The organism is Brucella pseudintermedia, assembly GCF_008932435.1.
GTDB lineage: Bacteria > Pseudomonadota > Alphaproteobacteria > Rhizobiales > Rhizobiaceae > Brucella > Brucella pseudintermedia.
Genome location: NZ_WBWE01000025.1, coordinates 1 through 23,821, shown reverse-complemented (window position 1 = coordinate 23,821; position 23,821 = coordinate 1). Strand labels below are relative to the sequence as shown.

The window sequence follows — 23,821 nt, the reverse complement described above, 5'->3', positions numbered from 1 at the left end:
TCGTGACCCAGTATCTCCATCCGCATCGTCTACCTCAATCTCAAGACACGTCATTAACGTCGTCGCTAAAGACGTGTCTTACGTCACGAGGCTTTGCTTCAACAGGCGGTAGCAATCGGGCCGTTACGCTTAAAACGGTGGTGCTATCCGGCCCTGCAAATGCTATGGTGCCGACCGATTGCGGTCAATATTTTGACCCTGAACCTTAGGAGACGTTTTTTAGCCTGTATTTCAGCCATTCATTTCTGAATGGATGAAGGGCATGGAAGGCAAAATACACATATCTGGAAAAGGATGGCAGAGGATAACCCATCGTTTCATCTCCTTTCGGTCATCCATACGTCTCAACCAAGGTAAAAGTTCAAACGGGAGCATGGTTTTGCAATCGTTGTTATCGGTATCCGATGTTTTTCACATCCCTGCCGGAGAAACTGGCAGGGGGCGTTCGGCGCTGTCATGACAGCCAACGACATCTTTATTTCAACCGCCATGGTTGAGCGGAAAGATCGTACAGACTTCTGGCGCGCCGCAGCAGGCCCGGTCTTTGAGCCGTCACCCATTCCGGACGAATGGAATTCACCGCTGGAAGGAATCCTGCGGGCGCGCCCACTCGGTTCTCTGGTGGTGGGGTCAACGACGTTCAACGGTCAAAAGTTCAATCGCGACCGGCGGAGCATCGTGCAAGGCGGCCTGGACTATTATTTCGTGCAGATTGCGACCTCAGGAGGGATGAGGGGCGATTTCAACGGCGTCAATGTAAAGGCGGATGTCGGCGATATCCTGATCGCAGATCTGACGCAGACGCTCAGAAGTCAAACCGAGGCGGGTCACAGGGATTCCGTCCTGATCAGCCGCAAACCCCTCGAAAAAGCCGTTGGCTTTAGAAATCTTCATGGAGTTGTTCTAAAGGCGGAGCAGCCGATGACCCAATATCTGGTCACGTGCCTCGGCGGCCTCTACGCGCTCAGTCCTTCATTGTCCGATGCGCAGGCCGCAGCGGTGGAGGAAGCTGTCATCGGATTGCTGGCGGCTGCGTTAAGAGGAGAAGAATCCGACAAAAATGATGACTTCTCTTCACCGCTTGGGCTGGTGTTGCGGCAAAGGGTTCTGGAGTTCATGTCGCAGAATATCCATATGCCGGAAATGTCGTTGGAACTTATTCAACGTCGCTTCAAGGTATCGCGTTCCCATCTCTATCGCGCGTTTGCAGCAGATGGCGGCGTGGCCAAGGTGCTGCGCGACATGCGGCTGGATGCTGCGTTCCTGGAGTTAACCAGAACAGATCGTTCGTCTCGCTTTATTTCCGAAATTGCCTTCCGCTACGGCTTTTCGAGCAGCAATCAGTTTCTGCGAGGATTTCGTGCGCGCTTTGGCGTCACGCCAAGCGAAGCACGGCAAGCAAAGCTTATTTTCCCGTCCGGAATGCGACCGAACCCCGATTTGATGGCCCATTTCGTGGATGTCCGCAATCAGGCCGTCAAGTTATGACGCCTGGCATTTGTCGCGTCCGCATAAGCTGCGGCAGCATTCATCGCGGTCAAGCAAGTGAGGTTTGGCCTGCGGTCTTCCGAGGACGACCGGAAATATTCATAATGTTCCACTGGTGTTAATGCCAATAAAAATCATGAACATTATTGCCACGACAACTGCAAACAAAGAAATTATTTGAAGGACGGATAAGGTGTCGATTTCCATAATGAATATTACCATAAATTAATATAATGAATAATTTATAATACTCAGGAATTGAATAGTCAATTAAATCGTGACGATAATATGGATCGATTTTTATTTTTTGTATATTTTAAATATATTATATAAACAATAAATGTTTTTAAGCAAGAGGCAGTGCCATGCGGTTTTGCATTGGATATGCGCAAAAAATGGTGGGAGCCGTTCCAGATGGTTGCGTTTTTACTTGAACCACCCTAGGAAGCTTCTTCTTCAATGGCATTCTGTGCGACCTGTTCTATGCCGCCATTGAATCGTTCTGCGGCAAGCAATCCGAGCCACACCGCGATGAGGCACAGCACGACTGAAAAGCCGATGTTGAAGAGTGCCTTGCCGGGTTGACCTGCCCGGAGGAGATCCATTGTCTGCAGGCTGAATGAGGAGAAAGTGGTGAATCCGCCGCACACGCCGACCATGAAGGCGATGCGCCAGATTTCGGGGACGGGAAAGCGGCCCTGGTCCAGCGTCAACGCGCCGAAAAACGAGATCGCAAACGAACCGATAATATTGACGACGATGGTGCCCCAGGGAAGTTCACGGCTGATCGGCAGCATCCAGAGGGCAAGCCAGTATCGCGCGACACTTCCGATCGCTCCGCCGAGCGCTACCATGAGGGTTGCTTGCATTGTTCCATGTCCATTCAATAATGGATAGAGGCCTTGCCATCTGGAAGCTGGTTTCCGCTTCGCGCGGCATCGCGCTCTTCTCCTGTTTCGATCCAAGCAGGAGTCATCAGCCAATTGCTGGCAGTTTCGGGAGAACCCCATTCCCATCGCGTATGGCAAAAGCCATGGGAGGTTTATACTGAAAACCGGGATCGGCCGTCAATCGGACGGGCGCGAATGCTGGAGCCGCCCGGTTTGCAAACCGGCAATCAGTTGAACGTGCCGCTTTTGCGGCGACTCAGACGGCGTTTTGCGGCGTCGCTCGCGCGATAAATGAATGAAGCGGGTGCTGGCAGGGTGCGGCGCATGAAGGCGACCTTGCGCAGATAGTTGTCAATTTTCCACGTTGCCCATGTGCCCCCGCGGAAATAGGCAACATCGCCTGTCCGCAAGGTGCGCGTGCCGCCGTCCGCATCGGTGACGTGGACTTCGCCATCCAGGATATAGACGGTCTCATCCCAGCCGAAATACCAGCGAAAGGTGCCAGCGGTGCAGTCCCAAATGGCGGTATAGGCGGCTCCGTCCCTGCTTGCCGATTGCTCGCTGGAGCGGGCCTTCGGATTGCCTTCCAGCACCCAGTCGGGATTGATCGGCGCCGGTTTCAATTCCATGTCCATCGCATTGTCGGAGACCACGGCTGGCCCCTTGTTCGCGATGAAGATCCCCGGCATCGTTCGAGCGACAGCAAGAACGGCACTTGCAAACATAAATTTCCAGGCCATGATTCCCCCCGATTGGCTGCTATCCTTCAAATAGCGGCCAATCGTCAGAATTCGGTTAAGGCTTGGGTGCAATCGACCGCTATATGCAACTAATGCGGTGGGCGAGGGCGGCAGAGATTCCACATCAGCGGCACTGCGAGAATTGCGATGCCGCCGACGCCTGCGAAGAACGGTCCATATCCGAAATATTGCGCCAGATAGCCGGCTGCGACACCGCCCCCCATGCTGATGAGGGCATCCATGCACTGGAACAGGGTGAAGTCGACACCCGCCTGTTTCGGGTCAGACCAGTGCATGAACTGCGCATAAAGCGCGACGAAACCAAGCGCCACAACGCCCGACGAGCTGGCAATTGCTACCGCGATGAGGGCGACGCCCGCATTCTTGTCGGTGGAATGGAGGGCAAAGAACAGGAAGCAGAAAGCCTGCAACAGCAGGGCCGCGACCAAAATCCCGCGAACGCCGAACATACGGACCAGCCAGCCCCCAGCCAGCGCCGCCGCAAGACCGATGAACATGCTGCCGGCTCCGTTCAAAATGCCGACTGTCGTGAGGTCAAGCCCGGCATCGATAAGAAACGGGCCGAGCATCGCCAGTCCGGCCTTTTGTGCAATCACATAGAGCGCAGCCGCTGCAAGGCCGCGTCTGATTTCGGGCCGTCGCCATGCGGCCAGCAGGGAGGGGGTGTGCGGACGGTCTTCGGCCCTGTTACGGTCGCGGGAAAAGAATGCAAAAGGCAGGCCCAGCAGCACGAGGACTGCGGCCATGGTCCATATGGCGACCTGCCAGCCCGCTTTGTCAACGAGAACCAGAAAAGCACCAGCACCGATGGCGGAGCCAAGATAAGCGCCGCCCACCTGCGCCGCATTGCCCCAACCGTAATTCTCCGGCGACAGGCTTTGCACGGCAAAGCCGTCACAGGCAATGTCCACAGTGGCTGTGGCAAAGGCAACGACAGCCAGAATGGTGAGGAGCAGATAGACTTGCCCCGGATCGACGAAGCCGACGGCAAGAAGGCAAAGAACTGACAGGAGGCCGCCGCCAAGGATGATGGAGGCGGTGCGGGTTTTGCCCACTGGGGGCAGCCGGAAACGCTCGACCGCGGGTGCCCAGAGAAATTTGAGCGCCCAGGGCAGAATGATCAGCGAAACGAGGCCGATCTGGTCGAGCGATACGCCATTGTCGCGCATTATCGCCGGCAAACCTGTCCAGGTTATGCCACCAATGACACTCTGTGCGATGTAGAGCCCGCTGATCGTCGCAAACACGGCGACCGGCGAGGGTGCTTTATCCATCGGCTCCATTTGGACGATCAGAAGCGGTAGCGCAGGCTGCCGAAGACCTGACGGCCTTCCTGCTGATAGCAATAGCCAGCGGTGCAGACAGGGTCGCGATTGTCGAAGATGTTCTTGGCATTGACCTGCAGCAGAACGCCTTCAAGCTTCGGATCCTGATAGCCGAAATCGTAGGACACGGCGGCATCGACCATGATGCGGGAATCATTCTTGAAGCTGTTCAGGTCGTCGCCGTAGCTGGAGCTGACGTAGCGAATACCGGAGCCGAGACCGAGACCTGCCAATACGCCGTTCTCGATCTTGTAATTGCCCCAGAGCGAAAGAACATCATTCGGCGTGCCGGAGAGTTCGTTGCCGACGGTGCCTTCCGCGCCCTTGTCGATCTTGACCCGCAAGTGGGTATAGGAAGCGATGATGCCGATGCCATTGTCGAGCGTGGCGTTAGCCTCAAGCTCGAAGCCGCGTGAATTAAGGTCGAGCTGGCGCTGCTTGTTCATGCCGGAAGATGCATCGAGTACGATGCCGTCCTTCTGGTCGATGTCGAACAATGAAGCGCTGATGACAGCGTTATAGCCGGGAATCTCATATTTGACGCCGATCTCCTTCTGTCGGCCGATGGTCGGGTTCGCGACGTGCTTTTCGTCGCTCATGACATCATCATAGACAAAGCCGATATTGGGAGAGAAGGAGGTCGAATAGTTGATGTAAGGAATAAGGCCCCATTCGGTCTTGTAGGCGACGCCGACGCGACCGGAGAATGCGCTGTCGTTCTGCCTGGTGTCGGCATGGTCGGCATCCGTGGTCGTGGACTTTACCCAGTCATAGCGGCCACTTCCGAATACGGTCAGGTTGTCCCATTCGATCTGGTCATGCGCATAGATGCCGACCTGATTCATCTTCTGGGCACCGTCGAACGGAATATCCATTGCGCGGATGTCTTCAACGGACACATAGGAAAGGCCGCTATGGACCTTGTAGTCCGACCAGGCATAGTCGATGCCGGCGATTGCCTTGTGGGTCAGGGCACCGGTTTCGAAATCGAACTGCGCCATGGTGTCGACGACAAAGTTCTTCATCCGCTCCTTATAGTGGCCCCAGTAGCGGGCAAGATCGGTGCTGTCTTCGGGCAGATAGTGGCCGCTATATTCAAGGTCTGCATCGACGTCGCTGTAGCGGACATTCTGGCGAACGGTCAGGAGATCGTTGAAGCGATGCTCGAATTCGTAGCCCACGCGGCCTTGCTTCTGCACGAAATCATTATAGTTCGGATCGCCTTCGTAAAGGTCGGAAACCTCGCCGTAGGACGGGTTGTAGAATGCAGCCGTGCCGCCGGTCACGGAGCGGGAAAACTCGCTGAGGAATGTGAAGCGCGTGTCTTCATCCGGCTTTATGGTGAAGGATGGCGCAATATAATATTTGTCGTCTGGATAACCGGGCAGTTCCGTATCGCTGATGCGGCCAAGGCCGGTAATGCGATAGAGGAATGTTTTGTCTTCGTTGGCGGGGCCGGACAGGTCGAAAGCTGCCTGATAGCGATTGTGGCTGCCGAACAGCAACTCCACTTCGCGGAAATCTTCCTCCTTCGGGCGCTTGGTGACAACGTTGACGAGACCGCCGGGGCCGCTGACGCCATAGAGGGAGGAAGCCGGCCCCTTCAGTACGGTTATGCCTTCAATACCGTAAGGCTCGGTTTTCAGCCAGGCGGACGGGCCGTTGATGATGCGCAGGCCATCGCGGAACATGCCGGTGTAATAGGCCGGAAAACCACGCAGATAGAACGCATCATACCGTGTATCGAAGCCGAAATTGTTCGGATTGGCGCTCGCCGTATAGCTCAGCGCGTCGTTGAGCGTAACAGGCTTCTGGTCTTCCATCTGGCGCTGGGTGACGACCGAAATGGACTGCGGAATCCTGATGATATCCGTGTCGATTTTGGTGCCCTCACGATCCCGCTTGGCGACATATCCGTCCTGAACGAGGGTGTCGTTGCTCTGCGACTGGATCGTAACCGTGTCGAGAACGAGTGGCTGCGCGCTATCCTGAGCAAGCGAAATCGCAGTCGAAGCAAGAAGGGTGGAGCAGGTCAAAGCCAAGTTCAGCCGACCGTGGCGGGAATTGAAATGCATGTGTGTCCCTCGGTTCACAAGCATGCCGCGAGAGCCCCCTCTCAACGACATTAAATTGGAGTATCGTACTCAACTATAAAATGGAGTAATAAAGTCAACAATTAATAGCGGGCAATCGGAGGGGAAGGCTCAGAGCAGGTTGGCGGCTGCGATCAATCTGCAACACTTTGCCTGCGCCGCGGCAACCCTGTCTGGCAGGTGTGAGCGCCTGCCAACAAAGGTTGTGCTGCGCATTGGGAACGGTCAGCCGATTTCGCGCGTTGCGGTCGGTGTGTGATAATAAAGCGGGAAGATCAGGCCGTAGGGAATGGTCACGACGTCCGCCATCTGGTCCTCGGTCGGGCGATCTCCACCCGTGCTGTCACGGTCCGTATGACCGGCGTCGATATCCAGTTCCGACAGCACGACGATGATCGTGCTCCAAAGCAGGAATGGAAGCAGGGCGATGGCGATATAGATATAGCTCGTGTCCATGGTGTGATGGTGAGCTAACGAGCCCTATTCATCAAGGAACAGACTTCTCAAGTTCGATGGCTTTGCGGTCGGATTTTGCTTTTACCGGGGAAACCGCCGAAACTGTTCCGGCGGCGAAAATCATGCGGAGACTATCGCATCAGTGGGGGCGGGCAGCTCGAAAAGCCGGGCGCCATTCTCGATGCCCTTTTCCTCATAGCCGATGATCCGGAACCATTTCACAATGTCGGAACGGTCGAGCCAGCTTCGCGAGTGGACAGGCAGACCGCCTGCCAGCGCCTGAATCTGCCGGATATGCTGTCTGCAGAAGCGCACCGTATTGCGGTTGAAGAATTCTTCCTTCGCCGCAAAAAGCGTGTCGGTCGCGCCGTCCGCCTCGTGCCAGGCAATGATTGCCACCACCTTATCGTTTTGCAGCAAGGCATGCGCACGGCCTTCCCGCAGGTTCATCATCAGGTTGTCATAGGCGGCCTTGGTGTCCTTGCCGGCGGCGATATATTCGATCGCCATGCGCCTTGAAAGGTCATGAAAAACGCTTTCAAGATCACCGACAGTCGCTGTGCGTGCCTTCATTTTTCTGACCTCCCTTCGCTTCACTCCCGTCGCGCGGAAACCACGACATCACCATAATGACCCCTTTCTGCCACCGCTTTCAACGTGAAAAGCCAGTGCCGGTTCCGGGCAGTCGAGGCGAATTCTGCCTCCCGAAGCGGGCTGAATGACGTTAGCGGGCAATATTCGGCGGGGCAAATTTAGCATTCACGCGATTGTGAAATCACTCCGCAAACCGGCTCCAGCAGGCGGTTTCCGGTCGTTCTGCAGGGCTTTGCGAATGTGCATAAGGCTCACTTTTATAATGAACTGCTCACATTTATGCACAACTAGGGTACAAGATATTTGAACTATGTTGGAGGTATGTGTATCCAGCGCTCATGTTTCTCATCTGCGTATCGTGGAATTTTCTCGGAAACACCCCAAAAGTCTTACCCACCTAATCGGCAGGAAACGACAATGACCGACCTCCCCGGATATCCGAGTCGTCGCAGTTTTCTGAAAGCCTCCGCAGCAAGCGTGGTGCTTTCAGGGCTCGCTGTCTCAGCAAAAGCGGAACCGCAAACTCCCCCGGTTCCACTCGAACAATATGAACGCCAGTATTTCAATGAAGTCGAATGGGCTTTCATTCTTGCCGCGACGGCAAGGCTGATCCCGTCCGAAGGCGATGGCCCCGGCGCCATCGAAGCTCGTGTTCCCGTATTCATCGATCTCCAGCTCGCCGGCGATTTCGGTCGCGCGGATGACTGGTACATGGTCGGCCCCCACGATCCGTCCGCCGATCCGACGCGCGGCTGGCAGACGCCGCTCAACCCCGCGCAGATTTACCGGCAGGGCATTCCCGCGTTCAACGCATGGTGCGAGCAGAAATATGGCGCGGCTTTTTCTGCCCTGACGACCGAACAGCAGGACGCCGCCCTGACCTCATTGCAGAAAGGCGAGGTCGGCTTGCAGCCTGAACTGCGCGACTTCTTCACGCTTCTGCTGCAGAACACCAAGGAAGGCTATTTCGCCGATCCGATGTATGGCGGCAATCACGGGATGCAGGCGTGGAGCTATATCGGCTTCCCCGGTGCGCGCGGCAGCTACAAGGAATGGGTCGAACGCTACAATGTCCGCTACCCGCTGGGTCCGGTTTCGATCAAGGGCGAGAGGGCTTGAGCATGGCACGTCAGGAAAAGAAAAAAGACGTGGTGGTGGTCGGCCTTGGCTGGACCGGCGCCATTCTGTCGATGGAACTGGCTCAGGAAGGGCTTGAAATCGTCGCGCTTGAGCGCGGGCATGACCAGAACACGGTCCCCGATTTCAAATATCCCAACATGATCGACGAGCTGAAATATGGCGTGCGCCTGAAGATGATGCAGCGCGCCAGCCAGCAGACCGTCACCATCCGCCGCAATGCCGACGAAGTTGCCTTGCCCTACCGCAGCTTCGGTTCGTTTCTGCCCGGCAACGGTGTCGGCGGAGCAGGCACGCACTGGAACGGCTTGAACTGGCGTCCGCAAGCGGAAGAACTGCGCCTGCGCTCCTACGTAAAGGAACGCTGGGGCGAGCAGATCATTCCCGAAGACATGCTCCTTGGCGATTATCCGATCCATTATGACGAACTTGAGCCGTTCTTCGACCGTTTCGAGCGTGTCGCGGGCATTTCCGGCAAGGCGGGCAACATCAAGGGCAAGATCGTTGAGGGCGGCAACCCGTTCGAGGGCTGGCGTTCCAATGAGTATCCGATGCCGCCGATGCATACGACCTGGGACGGACGGAAATTTGCCGATGCGGCCCAGGGCATGGGCTACCACCCGTTCCCGTCGCCGGGCGGCATTGCCTCGACCGCCTATGTCAATGAATATGGCATGCAGATGGGGCCGTGCAATCACTGCGGTTTCTGCGAGCGCTTCGGCTGCTACCAATATTCCAAATCGTCGCCGCAGACGGCAATTCTCGATGCGTTGAAGCGCATGCCGAACTTCTCCTATCGCACGGAGTCGGAAGTTTTGCGCGTCGAAATGGCGCCGGACGGCAAGACCGCCACGGGCGTGACCTATTTCGACGAGGCGACGCAGGAAGAAGTCTTCCAGCCCGCCGACATCGTCATCCTTGCGTCCTTCTCGCTCAACAACGTGCATCTGGCGCTTCTGTCGGGCATTGGCCAGCCATACGACCCGGTAACGGGCGAGGGCGTCACCGGGCGCAACTATGCGTACCAGATGAATGGCGGCGTGACGCTCTTCTTCAAGGATGAGGAGTTCAATCCGTTCATCGGCACCGGAGCGAACGGCATGTGCATCGACGATTTCGGTGTCAACCAGATCGATTTCGGACGCGAAGGCTTCATCGGCGGTTCGTACTGGCGCGCGGGCCAGACCAACGGCCAGCCGATCCGCAGCATGGCGCTGCCATCCGGTACACCGGCCTGGGGCGGCGCGTGGAAAAAGGCCATCGCCGAATGGTACGGCCATTCCATGTCGATCGGCAGCCATGGTTCGCACATGTCTTACCGAACCAACCATCTCGATCTGGACCCGACTTACAAGGACCGCCATGGCCGTCCGCTCATGCGCATGACCTTCAACTGGAATCCGAACGATATCCGGATGACCCAGTTCATGAAGACAAAGATGGAAGCGCTCGCCAAGACGATGAATCCGGACCTGATGCAGTCCTCCTTCAAGAAGGAAGGCGCGCAGTATGACGTGCGTCCATACCAGACGACGCACAATACGGGCGGCCATATCATGTCGGATAATCCGCGTGAGGGCGTGGTCAACCGCTATTCGCAGGCATGGGACAAACACAACGTGTTCCTCACCGGCGCGGGCAATTTCGTGCAGAACACGCAGTACAATCCGACAGGTCTGCTCGGCGGACTTGCCTATTCGACTGCACATGCGATCCGCACGCAATACCTGTCCAATCCGCGTCCGCTGATCTGAGGAGAATGGTGATGAAAACTTTTCTTCGCATAATCGGCGCACTTGTCGTCATCGGAATTGTTGCGCTGCTGGCCTTCATCTTCGTGCCGGTGCAACTCACCAAGCCGACCAAGGAACTGGCTGCGGACTGGAAACCTGCCGAAGGGCAGGGCCAATATGTCATGTATGCATCTGACTGCATGGCCTGCCATACGGCGGAAGGCGGCAAGCCCTTTGCCGGCGGACGCCCGATTGCAAGCCCGATGGGCACGATCTTTACGACCAACATCACCCCGGACAAGGAAACCGGCATCGGAAACTGGACGCTCGACCAGTTCCGCGCCGCTCTCTATGACGGCATTCGCGCCGATGGCGTGCATCTCTATCCGGCAATGCCTTATGAAAACTATCGCAAGCTGACGGAAGAAGATGTCCGTGCGCTGTATGATTATTTCATGCATCAGGTGGAGCCGGTGAACAATGTCGTTCAGGAAACCAAGCTCGGCTTCCCGTTCAACATGCGTTTCGGCATTCGTGCATGGAACTGGCTGGCTCTCGGTCAGGAAGCGGGCTTCAAGGCGGCAGGCAAGTCGGAAGCACAGGATCGCGGCCAGTATCTGGTCGAGGGCCCCGCTCACTGCGCCGCCTGCCACAGCCCGCGCAATCCGCTGATGGCGCAGAGCGGCACGCAGGTCGGTGACAAGGACTTCCTCACCGGCGGTGTTGTCGATGGCTGGAACGCGCCATCGCTGCGCGGCGAAAACTCCGCTCCGCAGAAATGGTCCATCGAGGAACTGGCGACCTATCTTGCAACAGGCCGCAACTCCTACTCCACAGCCAATGGCGAAATGGGCCTTGCGGTCGAACATTCGCTTCAGCATCTCACCGATGCCGACAATCTGGCGATTGCCGCATTCCTGAAGGGTATTGACGGTGCTGCCGTTGAAGTGCCGCAGGACTTTGCCGTGAAGGCATCCAAGGCCCTGCCAGCCGCCCCGGCTGACGCCGCCGGCGAGGCAACGACAAAGATGCTGACGGAGGCTTCTCCGGACATGCCGCTTGGCGCGCGCCTCTATATCGACAACTGCGCTGCCTGCCATTTCGTGACGGGCAGGGGCGCGCCGGGAATCTTCCCCGAGCTTGCGGGTAATGATCTCGTGACCGGTTCGGAAACGAAGCCGCTGATCTCGATCATCCTGCACGGTGCGGAGGTTCCGTCCACGGCAAAGCGTCCGATGCGTCTGGTGATGCAGGGCTATGCCGACCGCCTGACGGATGACGAAGTTGCCGAACTGGCTACCTTTGTCCGCTCCGCATGGGGCAACAGCGCAGGGCCGGTGAAGGCGGCTGACGTCGCAGCGGTCCGCAGCAGCCAGACCCACTGACAAGAAAACGACGGCGGAACGCGAGTTCCGCCGTTTTATTATCTACGCTGCTTCAATGTCGCGCATGGGCGGGTTTCCGTAGAAGCGGCTGTATTCGCGGCTGAACTGCGACGGGCTTTGATAGCCCACGCGATGGCCTGCCGTTCCGGCGTCCAGCCGCTCGACCAGCATGAGCCTGCGGGCTTCGTTCAGGCGCAGCTGCTTTTGATACTGTACCGGCGTCATCGCCGTGATCGCCTTGAAATGGTGGTGAAACGACGACACGCTCATATTGACGTGCTCTGCCAGCTGTTCGATCCGCAACGGCGCTGCAAAATTCTGGCGCAGCCAGGCAATGGCCCGCGCAATACGGTTGGCCTGGCTGTCGGCGGTGGCAATGTTGATCAGCCGCTCGCCGCCAGGACCCGTCAGAAGGCGATAGAGGATTTCCTGCTCGATCAGCGGCGCCATCACCGGAATGTCGTCGGGACTGTCGAGAAGGCGCAGCAGGCGCAAGGCCGCGTCAAGCAATCCAGCAGGCGCGGCATTGACGGTGATCCCCCATTGATCGCCATCGACCATCATTCGCCTGCGAACATCGACACGGCCGATCAGGTCGGTCAGTTTTTCGCTGTCGATGGCGAGAGCAAGACACAGATGCGGTGCTTCCGGGCTCGCTTCGACCACGCGCCATGTCACAGGCAGGTCGAGCGACGTCACCAGATATTCGCCCTTGGTATAGTTGATCGTTTCCGAACCGAGGCGCAGCGATTTTGCCCCTTGCAACACCATGGCGAGGCAAGGCCGGTAGCTGCTGTGGCACGGTATGCTCGGCGTCGTGCGCCTGCTGATCCCCAGACCTTCGATTGGCGTGCGATATTCGCCGTCCTGTCCGGTGAAACGCTCCGCGAGAGCGGCAAGCTCCTCATAGGTGTCTGTCAGTGACGTCATGGATGATCCGCTTCGGATGAGTTGGAATGGAGCGACTATCTATCACGCAGACCTGTGTCGCAATCGTGAAGCAGGCATCTTTGCAGGATCGTGCAAGAAGCTTGCAGGATCGGTCTACCGCTTCCGCACGTGTCTCCGGCATATTCCGTCTGCTTCCCCAATCCAATAAATGGAGTCTATCATGGCCATAGCAAGAGGTTATGCTGCTACGGATGCAGACGAGCCGTTGGTTCCGTTCACGTTTGAACGGCGCGAGCCCAACGCGGATGACGTGGTCATCTCGATCCAGTATTGCGGCGTCTGCCATTCCGACATCCATACCGTCCGCAATGAATGGAAGAATGCCGTTTACCCAATCGTTCCGGGGCATGAAATCGCGGGCGTCGTCACCGCCGTGGGCGATGCCGTCACCAAGTTCAAGGTGGGCGACAAGGTCGGTGTCGGCTGTTTCGTGGATTCCTGTGTCGGCTGCGCCAGCCGGGATGTCGACAACGAGCAGTATCTCCCCGGTCTCATCCAGACCTACAACAGCACCGATGCGGAAGGAAAGGGACGGACGCAGGGCGGATATTCCGATCATATCGTCGTCAAGGAAGGCTATGTTCTTTCCATGCCCGACAATCTCCCGCTCGATGCGGCAGCGCCGCTGCTTTGCGCGGGCATCACGCTTTATTCGCCGCTGCGCCACTGGAATGCGGGCCCCGGCAAGCGGATCGCGATCATCGGCATGGGCGGACTCGGGCATATGGGCGTCAAGCTTGCCAACGCGATGGGCGCGCATGTGACGGTTCTCAGCCAGTCGCTTTCCAAAAAGGAAGATGGTCTCAAGCTCGGCGCTCATGAATATTACGCCACCAGCGACAAGGCTACCTTTGAAAAACTGGCCGGAACGTTCGATCTCATCATCTGCACCGTCGGTGTCGCCATCGATTGGAATGCCTATCTCGCCTTGCTCAAGGTAAACGGCACGATGGTTGTTGTCGGCGTGCCGGAACATATGGTGCCGGTGCATGCTTTCTCGCTCGTTCCCGGCCGCAAGTCGCTCGCGGGATCGATGATCGGATCGATCAAGGAAACCCAGGAAATTCTGGACTTCTGTGGCCAGCACAACATCGTTTCCGAAATCGAGAAGATCAATATCCAGGAAATCAACGAAGCCTATGAACGCGTCCTGAAGAGCGACGTGCGCTACCGCTTCGTGATCGACATGGCTTCGCTGGCAGCTTGATGCAGATCGGAGGACAGGGCATTTCCGGTTTTAGCTGAAACATTGAAAATGCATGTCCTTATCCGGAAAAAGCAAAACCCCGGCCCATTGGGTGCCGGGGTTTTGCTTTATATGATCAGCGCCTGCGCTGATTTTTCCACACCAGCGCCGCTGTTACCGTCAAAAGGGCTGCAAGGATCGTCCCTTCGATCACAAAATACCAATGCATCAGGGAACTCTTATGCCGGAACCCTGCCGCTGCCGGATCGAGCGTTCGATGTCCATGGAATTGCTGTTTGCGGTTCTTCGAGAATATTTCGCTTGAGGGCGAAGCCGGCTACCGCATGGCGCGCGACCTTCAACGGCTTGAGACCGTTCTGCGCATCGCAACATGCCTTCCATGTCATTTCATATATGACATCGCGGTCATGCTCCGGCCATTCATAAAGAAAGTCTATTGCGTCTTCAACGCAGGCAATTTCGCGAATGAGATAGGGGCCGTCCTTAACGAATACAGGACTGTCAAACAAACGGTCGCTCATCAGAACCTCCATTTGATCGAACGAAAATGTTAGTGTGACGGCGTCGATTTAGTAAGCCGCAGCGGCTGTTCAAGTGGCCGGAATAAAAAAGTTTTTAGCTTCTGCGGTTAAGGTGCCGCATCGCCCGATGCTTGCTCAGCGGAAGCAGATTGCTTATCGCTTATTATAAAGAGCTGAAGTAAAGTCTGTCAGGCGGCGTCTTGCGGCGGGGGAAGGCATCTTTGGGATTTGACGAGAATACTCTGTTTTTTGCGGCGGGTATCTGTGCCCTGGCAGTAGCCCTGACGATCCTGAGTGTCTGGTACCAGAACTCCCGCGACAGGTTCTTGCTGTGGGGGTGCCTTGGCATGATCCTGCTCGGCACGGGGGCAGTGGTTTATTATGCCGGGCCGCTTCCGCTCGCCACGGCTTCCATTGTCGCCTTCACCCTCGAAAGCATCGGTTTCATACTGCTGATCCTCGGTTCGCGGCAGATTTCGGGCCGTGCGATCCGCGGCCGCTTTTTGATCTTTCTGGCGATTGCCGTGATCTGCGCCACGATATTTCCGATTCTGGCGGGGCAGACGGGCACCGGCACGGCAATTTTCAACCTGACATCGGCCCTGTTGCTTGTGATGACGGCAAAAGAGTATTTTCATGTCTATCGGGAGGCGCCAGTGTCCGTGACGGGCATGATTGCGCTCTATGTCGTGACGGCGGTTTCATTCTTTCTGTGCGGTGCGGTGATCCTCTACGACCGGCAATGGGTGATGACCACGATTCCAAGCAACTGGGCTGAAAACATCAATGCCATAACGGTAATTATCGGCATTACGGGCATTGGCGCCCTGTCGCTGAATTTCACCCAATCGCGTATTGCGCGCCGCCATGCCAATGACGCGCGCACCGACAGCCTGACCGGATTGCTGAACAGGCGCGCCCTTTACGACATGCTGACCGATGATGAGTTGCAGCTCGGCGATTCCGTCGTGATCTTCGACCTCGATGCGTTCAAGTCGATCAATGATACGCACGGCCACATCATCGGAGATCGGGTGTTGGGAAGCTTTGCCAATGTCCTGCGCAGCCATGTCAGAAGCGAGGCCCTGATTTCGCGTGTCGGCGGCGAGGAGTTTGTGCTGGTCCTGAGACAGAAACCGAACAGCGAGGTTCTCTCTTTGGCTGATGCGATCCGCAAAGCCTTTGAAGCGACGGTTTTTGAAGCGCTGGCCGGAGATTTTTCCACGACGACCAGTGCGGGCATCGCATTCTGTACGCCGGGAGACCGTGATTTCCAGACCGTATTCCACCGGGCGGACGCCGCGCTTTATCGCGCCAAGAATCTGGGACGCAACAAGGTATGCACCGAGCTGCATAACGTTGCCTGAACCCTCACGCGGGAAAGAAAATGGACCTGAAAATCAGGTCCATTTCCGCCAGCTTGTCATGTGCCGAAGCGCTCTTCGCTGAGTGCCGCCGCCATCAGGGCCTTGGTGTAATCCTCTCGCGGATGATCGAAGACCTGTTCGGTGTCGCCTTGCTCGACAATCTTCCCGTTCTTCATGACGATCACATAGTCGGAGACGGCGCGCACGACAGCCATGTCGTGGCTGATGAAGAGATAGGACAGTCCATGGTCTTTCTGCAGGTCGCGCAGAAGGTTGACGATCTGCTTCTGCACCGAACGGTCGAGCGCACTTGTCGGCTCGTCGAGCACGATGACGCGCGGTTTAAGGATCATCGTGCGCGCGATGGCGATGCGCTGGCGCTGCCCGCCTGAAAATTCGTGCGGGTAGCGGTTGCGCATGGCCGGATCAAGGCCGACTTCCTTCAGCGCTTCCTGCGCGCGGCGGTCGCGCTCTTTTGCCGAAAGGTTCGGTTCGTGGATCAAAAGCCCCTCGGTAATGATGCGCCCGATCGTCATGCGCGGGCTGAGAGAGCCGAACGGGTCCTGAAAGACGAGCTGCAATTCGCGGCGCTTGGGCCGCATCGCCTGCGGTTCGTGCGGCAATTCCTGCCCCAGATAGGCGATGCGGCCTTCGGAGGCAATCAGCCGCAGGATGGCGCGCCCCAGCGTGGACTTGCCGGAACCGGATTCACCCACAATGCCGATGGTCTGGCCCTGTTTCAGCGTCAGCGAGACATTGTTGACGGCGGTGAGATAGTTGGCGGCGCCAAACCACGGCTTGCTTATGAGAAAATTGACCTTCACATTGTCGGCGCGAACGAGCACCGGCGCATCGTCGCCGGGAGAGGCTTTCTCGCCTTCCGGCTCTGCATTGAGCAGGATCCTCGTATAGGCGTGCTCGGGAGCGCTGAAGAGCTTTTCCGTTTCGTTCGTTTCGACCACCTCGCCGGAGCGCATCACATAGACCCGGTCGGCAAAGCGCCGCACGATGCCGAGATCGTGCGTGATGAATATCACTGCCATTCCAAGCCGCTTTTGCAGATTGGCCAGAAGATCCAGAATCTGCGCCTGAATGGTGACGTCGAGCGCGGTCGTCGGTTCGTCTGCAATGAGGATATCCGGCTCGTTGGCGAGCGCCATGGCGATCATGACGCGCTGGCGCTGCCCGCCCGAAAGCTCATAAGGATAGCTGTCGATGCGGCGTTCCGGTTCGGGAATGCCGACGAGCTTGAGCAGTTCGAGAATACGCGGGCGCGCATCCTTCTTGCTCAACCCGCGATGATAGCGCAGCGGCTCGGCAAGCTGGTCGCCGATCCGGTAGAGCGGGTCGAGCGACGTCATCGGCTCCTGAAAGATCATGGTGATCTTTGCGCCGCGGATGGTGTTCAGCTTCTTTTCGGGCATGCCGATCAGATCCTGTCCGCGATAAAGCGCCTGGCCGGTTGCCTTGCCGTTCTGGGCCAGAAGCCCCATCAGCGCCATGGTTGTCTGGCTTTTGCCCGAACCGGATTCTCCCACGATGGCGATGGTCTCGCCCGCCCGGACATCGAGATTGATGCCGCGCACGGCCTCGACCGGGCCGTCATGCGTGTCGAAAGTGACCTTCAGGTCGCGCACGCTCAGAATGTTTTCACTTGTCATCTCAGCGGTCCTTCGGGTCGAGGCTGTCGCGCAGGCCGTCGCCAAGGAAGTTCAGCGCAAACAGGATGATGGTCAGCGTTGCGGCAGGCCAGATCAACAGCCAGCCGGCGCCGCGCATGTTCTGGGCGCCTTCGGAAATCAGCAGCCCAAGAGAGGTGAGGGGGTCCTGAACGCCAAGACCGAGGAAGGAAAGGAGACTTTCGAGCAGGATTGCCTTCGGCACCAGCAGCGTCACGAAAACGATGACGGGACCGAGCGCATTGGGAATGATGTGGCGGGTGATGACGCCTCTACGCGTCGCGCCGAGCGCCTCCGCCGCCTGCACGAATTCCTGCCGTTTGAGGCTCAAGGTCTGTCCGCGCACGATGCGCGCCATATCCAGCCATTCCGTCGCGCCGATGGCGATGAAGATGATGAAAATGGATCGTCCGAAGAAGACCAGCATCAATATCACGAAGAAGATGAAGGGCAGCGAATAGAGAATATCGACCAGCCGCATCATCACATTGTCGATGCGGCCGCCCAGATAACCCGAAATAGCGCCATAGGACACGCCCAGGATCAGCGACATTGCAGAGGCCAGCAGGCCAATGGCGAGCGACATGCGAACGCCGACGAAGATGCGGGTCATCAGATCGCGGCCCAGATTATCGGTGCCGAGCAGGAAATAGTTGCGGCTGACATTGAGCGTCAGCTTGCCGGAAAGCCCGTCCTGCGCCAGTTCGATCTTTGGATTGCTGAACAGGTCGGAACGCTCGAAATAGCGCAGCACACGCTCGTCTGTCGGGCGCTGCGCGGTGAAATCGACAACAACATTGTTGCCGGTCAATGCTGGCTCACCGGCAGCCTTCAGTCGCGCCCGCGCCAGTTCACGTTCAAGGCCCGGCATGATCGTATCCGCGCGCGGATAGGCTTCGAGGCTCGGTGCCACGCGCACGAACTGCGGATAAATCTTGTCATAGGGATGCGGGCTCAGCATCGGGCCGAACACGCCCAGAAAAGCCATCAGCAAAAGCACGATGGCGCTTGCCACGGCGGCCCTGTTCTTGCGCAGGCGCAGCCATGCATCCTGCCAGAGCGAGCGGCTGGGGACTTCCAGCCGGGCTGTTTCCGTCGGTACAGTAAGATCAGTCATAGCGAACCCTCGGATCAAGCCATGCATAAAGAAGATCGACGATCAGGTTGAAAACCACGATGAAGATCGAAATGACGACAACGGTTCCCATGACGAGGGTGTAATCGCGGCTGAGCGCGCCCTGCACGAAGTAACGGCCGATGCCGGGGATGCCGAAGATCGTCTCGACCACGACCGAACCGGTGAGAAGGCCAGCGGCGGTGGGGCCGAGATAGGAAACGGCGGGAAGCATGGCGGCGCGCAATGCATGAACGCCCACAACCACACGGGAAGGCAGGCCATAGGCGCGCGCCGTGCGCACGTGGTTGGCGCGCAATGCCTCGATCGTCGCGCCGCGCACGAGGCGCGCAATGACGCCGACCTGGGGCAATGCAAGGGTGAGCACCGGCAATATCCAGTAGCTTATATTGGCCGAGGACCAGCCGCCAGCCGGGACCCAGCCGAGAATGACGCCGAACAGCAGGCTGAGGAGAGGGGCCACGACAAAGTTTGGCGTGGTGATGCCGAATGTGGCGAGCGCCACGACGAAATAGTCGATGGCCGAGTTCTGTTTCAAAGCGGCAAGCGTGCCGAGAAACGTTCCGATGATCGCCGCAAGCGTGAGGCCAAGCGTGCCGAGCACGATCGAAACCGGCAGGCCGGACGCGAAGAGATCATTCACCGTAAAGTCACGCCGCGTGAAGCTTGGCCCAAGGTCGCCATGCAGAAGATTGCCCAGATAAATCAGATACTGCTGCCACAGCGGCGCATCCATATTATAGGCCTTCTTGAGGTTCTCCAGGATCAGCGGGTCGATGGGCCTTTCCAGGTCGAAAGGTCCGCCGGGCGCCAGCCGGATCAGAAAGAACGTCAGCGTGATGATGATGAATATCGTGGGTATCGCACTACCCAATCGTCGGAGCGTATAGCCCAGCATGTTCTCTTCCCTTCTTTGCCGAACCGCCTTGCAGCGATCCGGCAAATCCCAATCTCTTTGTCCTCACGAATTTCCCTTGCGCAAAAACGTTCGCACCTTTGCCGGAAATGCTTCTTGGGCCTTGCTTTTTGCGTTCTCAGTTCTTCAGGGATAGCCAGCGCGTGCCGTGCGAATTCATCAGGTTGTTTTCATAACCCTGAACACGGTCGGCAACGAGAGCGGTGGACGAATAATACATCAGCGGCACGACGGCTCCTTCGCTGAGCAGAATCTTCTCCGCATCAGCCAGGATGTTCGCCCGGTCGGCGAGATTGGTCGTGGTTGCGGATTTCGCCATCAGCGCGTCGTAATCCTTGTTCGACCACTCGGCATAATTGAAGTAATTGCCGGTGGTATAGAGCTCGAGGAACGAATTCGGATCGTTATAATCGCCAATCCAGCCATCGCGGGTGATGTCGAACATCCCCTTTTCCTGAAGGTAATTGTAGAAGGTCGTTCCCTCGACTTCATTCAGGGTCGCCTTGATGCCGATATTGCCCAGCATGTTGGCGATTGCCGCCATTGTATTCTTGTGGTTTTCCGAGGTGTTGTAGCGCAGCGTTACCGAAAGGCTTCCCGGCTCGACACCGGCTTCCTTCAGCAATTCCCTGGCCTTGTCCTCACGGTCCAGCACGTCCTCGTCCGCGAAATCCAGCTTCGGGGCGTCCTTGACGTAATTCACGATGCCGGGCGGCACCATCGAGCTTGCCGGCAGCATGACGCCGCGCCAGACTTCATCGGCGAGGAAATCACGGTCGATAGCCATGGAAATGGCCCTGCGCACGCGCGGATCGCGCAGCTTGCTCGAAGGCTCGCCCTTGATGTCGATATAATAAATGCCGAGATAGGGGGCGAGGCGGAACTGGCCGCTCAGGTTCTTCTTCACATAGTCCATCTGCTCGGCTGGAACATCGGAACAGATGTCGATTTCCTTCGCTTCAAAACGGCGCATGCAGCTTGCACGATCTTCAAACGGTATCCAATTCACCGCATCGATCTTCACATTGGAAGCATCCCAGTAGTTGGGGTTCTTCCTCATGGAAATCTTGTCGTTGGGATTAAAGCTGACGAGCGTATAGGCGCCATTGGTCACGAGATTGCCGGGCAAGGTGAACTTGTCGCCGAATTTCTCGACGGCTTTCCGGTTGAGCGGAAAACCGGTCTGGTGGGTGAGCAGTTCCAGAAAATACGGGGCAGGGTTCTTGAGCGTGATCTGCAATGTCTTGTCGTCGAGCGCCTTCACCCCAAGCTGGTCAAGCGGCATCTTGCCGGTTGCGACTTCCTCGGCATTCTTGATGGCGTAGAGGACGCTGGCATATCCGGCAGCGGTTTTAGGGTCCATGATGCGGCGGAAAGTGAACTCGAAATCGCCGGCGGTAACCGGATCGCCGTTCGACCATTTGGCGTTCTCGCGCATGTTGAACGTGTAGGTCAGGCCGTCTTCGGAGATGTCCCAGGAGGATGCGGCGCCGGGAATGGCTTCGCCTTTTTCGTTCTGCGTCAGCAAACCTTCATAAAGGTCGCGCAGGACACGGTTTTCCGAAACAGTGGTCGTGTGTTGCTGGTCCAGCGTGGCGGGATCGGTATCATTGCCCCGGTTGAGTACTGTTTCTGCCGATGCGGCGCCGCCAAGCGCCATCAGGCAAACGCCTGTCATCAAAATTCCGCGAACCATTAAAAGCTCCCATATGCTTTTTTACAAAATATGCACCCCGAAAAAGGGCGTTTCCGGAACTACGGGAAGAAAAAGGGCCGCGCCGATAAGCGCAGCCCGAGCTGAAAATTTATTGTTTTAACGAAAGCCAGCGCGTCTTGTGACTATCCATCAGGTTGTCGTTCCAACCGTCGATCTTGTCCGAAACGAGCGCGCGCGACGAATAATAGAGGATCGGGATATTGCTCAATTCATCAAGCTTGATCTGCTCGGCCTCGGCCAGAACCTTTGCGCGGGCATTCAGATCAAGGGTTTTCTCGGCCTCAGCCATCTTCTTGTCGTAATCGGCGTTCTTCACCTTGGAATAGTTGAAACTCACATCGCTCTGGCTGATGAAGAGGAAGTTTTGCGGATCGTTGTAGTCGCCGATCCAGCCAGCGCGGGCGATGTCAAACGGGCCATCGTCACGCATGAAGTTGAAGTAGGTTGCCCCTTCGGTTTCGTTGAGCGATGCCTTGATGCCGATATTGCCGAGCTGATCGGCAATGGCGGCCATGGTGTTCTTGTTGTTTTCCGAGGTGTTGTAAAGCAGTTCGACCGAAAGAGTGTTCGGTTCGACGCCTGCTTCCTTCAACAGTTCCTTGGCCTTGTCTTCGCGTTCCAGCATGTCGTCGGAATAGTTGAGCTTCGGCGCATCCTTCACATAGTTGGCGATGCCTGGAGGAACCATCGAATAGCCGGGCAGCATGGAGCCCTGCCAAACCTGATCGGCGATGAAATCGCGGTCAATGGCCAGAGAAATGGCCTGACGGACGCGCGGGTCCTTCAGCTTGCTGTCGGCCGTCTTGCCCTTGACGGGCAGGTAGTAGACGCCGAGGTAAGGCGCCAGGCGGAATTCCTTGGCAAGGTTCTTCTTCACATAGTCCATCTGCTCGGCCGGAACGTCGGAGCAGATCTGCACTTCCTTCGCCTCGAAACGGCGCATGCAGCTTGCACGGTCCTCGAACGGTATCCAGTTGACCGTATCGATCTTGACCTGATCCGCTTCGTAATAATGCGGGTTCTTCTTCATCACGATCTTGTCGTTCGGCGTGAAGCTTTCCAGCATATAGGCGCCGTTCGTGACCATCTTGCCGGGCGTGGTGAATTTGTCGCCATTGGCTTCGACGCTTTTCTGGTGCAGCGGGAAGCCGGTCTGGTGCGTCAGGAGTTCAAGGAAATAGGGAGCAGGGGAGTTCAGCGTCACCTTGAGTGTATGGTCATCGACGGCCTCGACACCAAGCTGATCGGTCGGCTTCTTGCCGCCGGCAATTTCTTCGGCATTCTTGATGATGAACAACATGCTGGCATAACCGGCGGCGGTCTTCGGGTCCATCAGGCGGCGGAAGGTGAACTGGAAATCGCCCGCGGTGACCGGATCGCCGTTCGACCATTTTGCGTCATCGCGCAGATGGAAGGTATAGACCGTGCCGTCTTCGGAAATGTCCCAGGATTTCGCCACACCCGGAATTGCCTTGCCGTCCGCGTCCTGAATGGTGAGGCCGTCATAAAGGTCGCGCAGGACATTGCCTTCGGCCACCGTCGAAGTGCGATGATGGTCAAGCGTGGCCGGATCGGTGTCGTTGCCGCGGTTGAGAACGACCTCGGCTGAAGCAGCGCCGGCCAGCGCCAGAAGACACACACCTGTCAGTAGAAATTTGCGATACATCTGTGAACCCCTCCTTTGAAATTTTTGAAATGCCCCGCATCTTATGGATAAGATCGCCACTTGCAAGAGGACTTATCAACGGTTTGACTTAATTAATATATTCTGGTTTTTTGATGCGGACATCCTGCTATTATTTGGGTACGGACAATTCCGGTTTGGGGGAATTTACATAACTCTGACGGGAAGCCGCCATGCTATAAAAAGTCCACAAATGCCGGGCTTTCTGGTGGTCAATGTCAGTACCGAAAGGCCGCTCGGCGTCACCTGATTCGCGCAGATTTTCATCATGGATAGCAAGCTGGAACGATCGGGCTTTGCCCGCCGAATTCATCGAAGCCTGACAATGCTGACAGCCGAACATCATGCACAGAGCCGTCTTGGCCAATGTAACAACGAGACCTGCCGCAAGATCGCCCATACAAACGAAAGCGGCTTAGTTCCATAATACATATTATCTGATTTATGCCGGTGATGCGGGCTCTCCGCCCGATGTAGCGCCAAGACGCAATGGTGGAATGCTTCATATGAAGCCAAATGTATCATCACCTTGGTCATTTGGTTCAAAAAAAAGCCCCCGGCGCGGAGCCGGGAGCTTCAGGTTTTTCGGTGGTCCTTCCTATGTCAGGAGGTCTACCACTTGACCTTGAAACCGACGGTGCCCTTGAGGGTGTAACTGTCGGCGAAGTGGTTGAGCGCGGTGTTAATTGTGCCCTCGCCATAGACGGCATATTTGTTGTCGGCCCAGGCATAGGTGCCGCCAGCGCCGATACCACCCCAGGTCCGGTCATTGTCGGTGTCGA

Annotated in this window: 21 protein-coding genes and 1 riboswitch; of the genes, 6 read left to right on the top strand and 15 right to left on the bottom strand. The window is 57.0% G+C overall.

Translation table 11 applies throughout. The features are described 5' to 3' along the window. The first annotated feature begins 456 nt into the window (after positions 1-456). Positions 457-1,488, top strand: coding sequence for a helix-turn-helix domain-containing protein (locus F9K78_RS21410; RefSeq protein ID WP_121987328.1), 1,032 nt, complete (start codon positions 457-459; stop codon positions 1,486-1,488). A 440-nt stretch (positions 1,489-1,928) separates the two neighbouring features. Here the strand turns inward: F9K78_RS21410 and crcB are convergent, their stop codons facing one another. The 6 genes from crcB to F9K78_RS21380 form a co-directional block, all read right to left on the bottom strand. Continuing rightward, positions 1,929-2,357 (bottom strand): fluoride efflux transporter CrcB, encoded by a 429-nt coding sequence (gene crcB, locus F9K78_RS21405; RefSeq protein WP_121987327.1) that lies wholly within the window; start codon positions 2,355-2,357, stop codon positions 1,929-1,931. Between the two features lie 90 nt (positions 2,358-2,447). After that, a riboswitch (Fluoride riboswitch) is annotated at positions 2,448-2,511 on the bottom strand. A 94-nt stretch (positions 2,512-2,605) separates the two neighbouring features. Continuing rightward, positions 2,606-3,118 (bottom strand): cupin domain-containing protein, encoded by a 513-nt coding sequence (locus tag F9K78_RS21400; protein WP_121987326.1) that lies wholly within the window; start codon positions 3,116-3,118, stop codon positions 2,606-2,608. Positions 3,119-3,207: 89 nt separating this feature from the next. After that, positions 3,208-4,413, bottom strand: a complete 1,206-nt coding sequence (locus tag F9K78_RS21395; protein ID WP_121987349.1) for an MFS transporter — start codon at positions 4,411-4,413, stop codon at positions 3,208-3,210. 17 nt (positions 4,414-4,430) lie between these two features. Next, positions 4,431-6,539, bottom strand: a complete 2,109-nt coding sequence (locus F9K78_RS21390; RefSeq protein ID WP_121987325.1) for a TonB-dependent siderophore receptor — start codon at positions 6,537-6,539, stop codon at positions 4,431-4,433. A gap of 243 nt (positions 6,540-6,782) precedes the next feature. Further along, a complete protein-coding gene (locus F9K78_RS21385) occupies positions 6,783-7,013 on the bottom strand; it encodes a hypothetical protein (protein ID WP_121987324.1) in 231 nt (76 codons plus the stop codon). 120 nt (positions 7,014-7,133) lie between these two features. After that, positions 7,134-7,586: a hypothetical protein gene (locus F9K78_RS21380; protein ID WP_121987323.1), complete on the bottom strand. Its 453-nt coding sequence runs from the start codon at positions 7,584-7,586 to the stop codon at positions 7,134-7,136. A gap of 438 nt (positions 7,587-8,024) precedes the next feature. Between F9K78_RS21380 and F9K78_RS21375 the strand changes: the two genes are divergently transcribed. Genes F9K78_RS21375 through F9K78_RS21365 form a run of 3 tightly spaced genes read left to right on the top strand, consistent with a single transcriptional unit; the run spans position 8,025 to position 11,862 of the window. After that, complete coding sequence (locus tag F9K78_RS21375; protein WP_121987322.1) at positions 8,025-8,726, top strand: gluconate 2-dehydrogenase subunit 3 family protein; 702 nt, start codon at positions 8,025-8,027, stop codon at positions 8,724-8,726. A 2-nt stretch (positions 8,727-8,728) separates the two neighbouring features. Beyond that, positions 8,729-10,498 (top strand): GMC family oxidoreductase, encoded by a 1,770-nt coding sequence (locus tag F9K78_RS21370; RefSeq protein ID WP_121987321.1) that lies wholly within the window; start codon positions 8,729-8,731, stop codon positions 10,496-10,498. A gap of 11 nt (positions 10,499-10,509) precedes the next feature. After that, positions 10,510-11,862 (top strand): cytochrome c, encoded by a 1,353-nt coding sequence (locus F9K78_RS21365; protein WP_121987320.1) that lies wholly within the window; start codon positions 10,510-10,512, stop codon positions 11,860-11,862. A 42-nt stretch (positions 11,863-11,904) separates the two neighbouring features. On the opposite strand, the gene F9K78_RS21360 is transcribed toward F9K78_RS21365, so the two are convergent. Then, positions 11,905-12,792: an AraC family transcriptional regulator gene (locus tag F9K78_RS21360; RefSeq protein ID WP_121983885.1), complete on the bottom strand. Its 888-nt coding sequence runs from the start codon at positions 12,790-12,792 to the stop codon at positions 11,905-11,907. Positions 12,793-12,973: 181 nt separating this feature from the next. Here F9K78_RS21360 and F9K78_RS21355 point away from each other — a divergent pair, with 181 nt between their 5' ends. Then, positions 12,974-14,020, top strand: a complete 1,047-nt coding sequence (locus tag F9K78_RS21355) for an NAD(P)-dependent alcohol dehydrogenase (protein WP_121987319.1) — start codon at positions 12,974-12,976, stop codon at positions 14,018-14,020. A gap of 218 nt (positions 14,021-14,238) precedes the next feature. Here F9K78_RS21355 and F9K78_RS21350 read toward each other — a convergent pair whose 3' ends face one another. Beyond that, positions 14,239-14,541 carry a DUF982 domain-containing protein gene (locus F9K78_RS21350; protein ID WP_121987318.1) on the bottom strand — a complete coding sequence of 101 codons (303 nt, stop codon included), beginning with the start codon at positions 14,539-14,541 and terminating at the stop codon, positions 14,239-14,241. Between the two features lie 221 nt (positions 14,542-14,762). On the opposite strand from F9K78_RS21350, the gene F9K78_RS21345 reads away from it, so the two are divergent. Then, positions 14,763-15,908 (top strand): GGDEF domain-containing protein, encoded by a 1,146-nt coding sequence (locus tag F9K78_RS21345; protein WP_121987317.1) that lies wholly within the window; start codon positions 14,763-14,765, stop codon positions 15,906-15,908. Positions 15,909-15,964: 56 nt separating this feature from the next. Here F9K78_RS21345 and F9K78_RS21340 read toward each other — a convergent pair whose 3' ends face one another. The 7 genes from F9K78_RS21340 to F9K78_RS22395 all read right to left on the bottom strand — a co-directional run. Beyond that, positions 15,965-17,569 (bottom strand): ABC transporter ATP-binding protein, encoded by a 1,605-nt coding sequence (locus tag F9K78_RS21340; RefSeq protein WP_121987316.1) that lies wholly within the window; start codon positions 17,567-17,569, stop codon positions 15,965-15,967. 1 nt (position 17,570) lies between these two features. Continuing rightward, positions 17,571-18,704: an ABC transporter permease gene (locus F9K78_RS21335; protein WP_121987315.1), complete on the bottom strand. Its 1,134-nt coding sequence runs from the start codon at positions 18,702-18,704 to the stop codon at positions 17,571-17,573. After that, the gene (locus F9K78_RS21330) at positions 18,697-19,620 is read right to left on the bottom strand and encodes an ABC transporter permease (protein ID WP_121983879.1); all 924 of its coding nucleotides are present in this window, start codon (positions 19,618-19,620) and stop codon (positions 18,697-18,699) included. Before F9K78_RS21330 ends, F9K78_RS21335 begins: the two co-directional genes overlap by 8 nt. Positions 19,621-19,756: 136 nt before the next feature. Next, positions 19,757-21,334: a peptide ABC transporter substrate-binding protein gene (locus F9K78_RS21325; RefSeq protein WP_151682732.1), complete on the bottom strand. Its 1,578-nt coding sequence runs from the start codon at positions 21,332-21,334 to the stop codon at positions 19,757-19,759. Between the two features lie 109 nt (positions 21,335-21,443). Then, positions 21,444-23,021: a peptide ABC transporter substrate-binding protein gene (locus F9K78_RS21320; RefSeq protein ID WP_121987313.1), complete on the bottom strand. Its 1,578-nt coding sequence runs from the start codon at positions 23,019-23,021 to the stop codon at positions 21,444-21,446. 130 nt (positions 23,022-23,151) lie between these two features. Continuing rightward, positions 23,152-23,439, bottom strand: a complete 288-nt coding sequence (locus F9K78_RS21315; RefSeq protein WP_121987312.1) for a hypothetical protein — start codon at positions 23,437-23,439, stop codon at positions 23,152-23,154. Between the two features lie 212 nt (positions 23,440-23,651). Then, a partial coding sequence (locus tag F9K78_RS22395) for an autotransporter outer membrane beta-barrel domain-containing protein (RefSeq protein WP_151682103.1) occupies positions 23,652-23,821 on the bottom strand: 170 nt, incomplete at its 5' end.

Bases quoted from the DNA above. Each gene is read 5' to 3' on its own strand.
- F9K78_RS21385 (WP_121987324.1), bottom strand. From the start codon at position 7,013: ATGGACACGAGCTATATCTATATCGCCATCGCCCTGCTTCCATTCCTG.
- crcB (WP_121987327.1), bottom strand. From the start codon at position 2,357: ATGCAAGCAACCCTCATGGTAGCGCTCGGCGGAGCGATCGGAAGTGTC.
- F9K78_RS21365 (WP_121987320.1), top strand. From the start codon at position 10,510: ATGAAAACTTTTCTTCGCATAATCGGCGCACTTGTCGTCATCGGAATT.
- F9K78_RS21355 (WP_121987319.1), top strand. From the start codon at position 12,974: ATGGCCATAGCAAGAGGTTATGCTGCTACGGATGCAGACGAGCCGTTG.
- F9K78_RS21340 (WP_121987316.1), bottom strand. From the start codon at position 17,569: ATGACAAGTGAAAACATTCTGAGCGTGCGCGACCTGAAGGTCACTTTC.
- F9K78_RS21380 (WP_121987323.1), bottom strand. From the start codon at position 7,586: ATGAAGGCACGCACAGCGACTGTCGGTGATCTTGAAAGCGTTTTTCAT.
- F9K78_RS21330 (WP_121983879.1), bottom strand. From the start codon at position 19,620: ATGCTGGGCTATACGCTCCGACGATTGGGTAGTGCGATACCCACGATA.
- F9K78_RS21410 (WP_121987328.1), top strand. From the start codon at position 457: ATGACAGCCAACGACATCTTTATTTCAACCGCCATGGTTGAGCGGAAA.
- F9K78_RS21320 (WP_121987313.1), bottom strand. From the start codon at position 23,021: ATGTATCGCAAATTTCTACTGACAGGTGTGTGTCTTCTGGCGCTGGCC.
- F9K78_RS21390 (WP_121987325.1), bottom strand. From the start codon at position 6,539: ATGCATTTCAATTCCCGCCACGGTCGGCTGAACTTGGCTTTGACCTGC.
- F9K78_RS21315 (WP_121987312.1), bottom strand. From the start codon at position 23,439: ATGGGCGATCTTGCGGCAGGTCTCGTTGTTACATTGGCCAAGACGGCT.
- F9K78_RS21325 (WP_151682732.1), bottom strand. From the start codon at position 21,334: ATGGTTCGCGGAATTTTGATGACAGGCGTTTGCCTGATGGCGCTTGGC.
- F9K78_RS21370 (WP_121987321.1), top strand. From the start codon at position 8,729: ATGGCACGTCAGGAAAAGAAAAAAGACGTGGTGGTGGTCGGCCTTGGC.
- F9K78_RS21375 (WP_121987322.1), top strand. From the start codon at position 8,025: ATGACCGACCTCCCCGGATATCCGAGTCGTCGCAGTTTTCTGAAAGCC.
- F9K78_RS21335 (WP_121987315.1), bottom strand. From the start codon at position 18,704: ATGACTGATCTTACTGTACCGACGGAAACAGCCCGGCTGGAAGTCCCC.
- F9K78_RS21395 (WP_121987349.1), bottom strand. From the start codon at position 4,413: ATGGATAAAGCACCCTCGCCGGTCGCCGTGTTTGCGACGATCAGCGGG.
- F9K78_RS21360 (WP_121983885.1), bottom strand. From the start codon at position 12,792: ATGACGTCACTGACAGACACCTATGAGGAGCTTGCCGCTCTCGCGGAG.
- F9K78_RS21400 (WP_121987326.1), bottom strand. From the start codon at position 3,118: ATGGCCTGGAAATTTATGTTTGCAAGTGCCGTTCTTGCTGTCGCTCGA.
- F9K78_RS21350 (WP_121987318.1), bottom strand. From the start codon at position 14,541: ATGAGCGACCGTTTGTTTGACAGTCCTGTATTCGTTAAGGACGGCCCC.